Below are 2472 nucleotides of genomic sequence, written 5' to 3' on the forward strand. Positions count from 1 at the left end.
CGTCGAACTGGGCGCGAGCTTGCGCACGATCGCCGATCCGGAATTGAAGGCGGTGCTGGAAGCGCTGGCCGCAGGGGTTGCGGCGACGCGTGGCGCGCCGATCGTTGGTGGGAGTGAAGGATGACAATGCGGTTGGTGTTGGCGGCAATGGCCATTGTGATTGGCACAAGCTCCGCAGCGCAGGCCGCACCGGCGAAGACGGCTGGGGCGCATCGCGCGCCCGCCAAGACCGCCTGGGCCAGCATGATCGTCGCCACGCCCGAGGGCGGGGTGCGGATCGGCAATCCCAATGCCAAGGTGAAGCTGGTCGAATTTGGATCGCGCACGTGCCCGCATTGCGCGCATTTCGACGCCGACGGTTTGCCCGCGCTGCGCACCGGCTACATCGCGACCGGGCAATTGAGCTATGAATTCCGCGACTTCCCCATTCATGGCGCGCTCGATCTCGGGCCGATCCTGCTCGGGCATTGCGTGCCGACGCGCGCCTTCTTCCCGCTGTTGAACGCGATGATGGCCAATCAGGAGAAGCTCGTCGGCAGGCCCGACCAGGTGCCCGACGACAAGCAGCAGCAATTGCAGGGGGCCAAGCCGACCGAGATCGCCGCCTATCTCGCCAAATTCTATGGCTATACCGATCTGGTGGTGCAGAAGGGTATGCCGCTGGCCAAGGCCGCTGCGTGCCTGGCCGACACCAAGGCGGTCGATCTGGTCGCTCAGCGCGCCGCGGCGGCCAACAAGGCCTATGCCGTGAACAGCACCCCCACCTTCCTCATCAACGGCGTGGCGCAAGCCAATACCTTCACCTGGGCGGCGCTGGAGCCGCTGGTGCGCGCCGCCGTTGCCAAGTAAAAATGCGTTTTCTCCAAGGAGCTTATTCGATGAACCCTCGCATCCTGTTCGCCGCGCTGGCTGCCGTTTCGCTCGCTTCGTGCGGCGGTGGCGGGGCATCGGGCGGCAACAGCGTCGCCGCAGCGCCGGTGGCGGCCAAGCCGGCACCCGCCGGGCAAAACTGGACCGAAGTGGTCTCCAAGACGCCCGAGGGTGGCTATCGCATGGGTAACCCCGATGCGCCAATCAAGCTGGTCGAATATGGATCGCGCACCTGCCCGACTTGCGGCGCGTTCGGCCAGACCGGGCAGAAGCCGTTGACCGAGAAGTACGTCACCACCGGCAAGGTGTCCTACGAATTCCGCGACTATCTGGTGCACGGCCAGCCCGATTTCGCGCCGAGCCTGCTTGGGCGCTGCGTTGACCCGAGCACCTTCTTCCCGCTGCTGGAAGCGATGTACATGGCGCAGCCGCAGTTCGAGGCGAAGCTGGCCGATCAGGCCGCAGCCAACGCGCTGCAGGCGTCGTTGCAGGGCAAGACGCCGAGCCAGGCGGCCGCTGCCTGGGGCGACTATCTCGGCTATGTCGATTTCGTGAAGCAGCGCGGCATTCCCGAAGCCAAGGCGCGCGCGTGCATCGCCGACAGCAAGGCGCTGGACGAACTCATCGGGTTGATGAGCAAGGGCGAGGGCGCGACCGTGACCGGCACGCCGACTTTCATCCTCAACGGCACGAAGGTTGAGGGCGTGTCCTGGCCTGACGTCGAGGCAGCGTTGAAGCGCGCTGGGGCGTAAGGTCGCGCGTCCCGGTTAAAGGCAGGTCCGTTCGGGCTGAGCCTGTCGAAGCCCCGCCCGCCGCAAGCGCGGAGCGTGGGGAGAGGGGCCCTTCGACAGGCTCAGGGCGAACGGAAGCGAGAATTTTGTAGAACCGCCATCCACTCTAGCCGGGGGGCTCTGAATGCAGATCAAGCGTCTCCGGCTATCGGGTTTCAAAAGCTTCGTTGACGCCGCCGATCTGCGGATCGAGCCGGGGCTGACCGGGATCGTCGGCCCCAATGGCTGCGGCAAATCCAATCTGCTCGAGGCGCTGCGCTGGACGATGGGGGAGACCTCGGCGCGGTCGCTGCGCGGGGCGGGGATGGACGACGTTATCTTCGCGGGCACCAACACGCGGCCGGCGCGCGATTTCGCCGAAGTGTCGATGCTGATCGAAAGTGCGGGCGAGGAAAGTGAAGTCGTCCGCCGGATCGAGCGCGGGGCGGGGTCGGCGTACCGGATCGACGGGCGCGATGTGCGCGCGAAGGACGTGGCGTTGCTGTTCGCGGATTCGGCGACGGGGGCGCATTCGCCCGCCTTGGTCAGCCAGGGGCGGATCGGCGCGATCATCGCCGCCAAGCCGGCCGAGCGCCGCGCGATGCTGGAAGAGGCCGCCGGGATCGCCGGGCTGCACGTCCGGCGCAAGGATGCCGAGCAGAAATTGCGTGCGACCGAGGCCAATCTCGCGCGGCTCGATGAACTGATCGCGACCAGGACGGCCGCGCCAATGCGCTGCGGCGGCAGGCGCGGCAGGCGGAGCGCTATCGCGCTTTGTCCGAGCAGATCCGCGTGGCGGAGGCGCGGATGATCTTTGCGCGCTGGCGCGATG

The 2472-nt window shown here is 66.9% G+C and carries 2 protein-coding genes and 2 pseudogenes; all 4 read left to right on the plus strand.

Going from position 1 to position 2472, the window contains the following annotated elements:
• Positions 1–124 (plus strand): annotated as a pseudogene (locus NW75_RS24765) (DUF721 domain-containing protein); the annotation flags it as partial.
• Positions 121–849 (plus strand): thioredoxin domain-containing protein, encoded by a 729-nt coding sequence (locus tag NW75_RS20685; RefSeq protein ID WP_033967295.1) that lies wholly within the window; start codon positions 121–123, stop codon positions 847–849. The pseudogene NW75_RS24765 and the gene NW75_RS20685, both read left to right, overlap by 4 nt.
• 29 nt (positions 850–878) lie before the next feature.
• On the plus strand, positions 879–1622 hold the full coding sequence (locus tag NW75_RS20690; RefSeq protein WP_033967296.1) for a thioredoxin domain-containing protein: 744 nt from the start codon (positions 879–881) through the stop codon (positions 1620–1622).
• A 163-nt stretch (positions 1623–1785) separates the two neighbouring features.
• A pseudogene (locus NW75_RS20695) lies at positions 1786–2472 on the plus strand (AAA family ATPase); the annotation flags it as partial.

This window comes from Sphingomonas sp. Ant H11 (assembly GCF_000797515.1).
Classification (GTDB): Bacteria; Pseudomonadota; Alphaproteobacteria; order Sphingomonadales; family Sphingomonadaceae; genus Sphingomonas.

What these genes read in the sequence shown, in the direction of transcription:
- NW75_RS20690 (WP_033967296.1), top strand. Translation starts at nt 879, where the DNA reads ATGAACCCTCGCATCCTGTTCGCCGCGCTGGCTGCCGTTTCGCTCGCT.
- NW75_RS20685 (WP_033967295.1), top strand. Translation starts at nt 121, where the DNA reads ATGACAATGCGGTTGGTGTTGGCGGCAATGGCCATTGTGATTGGCACA.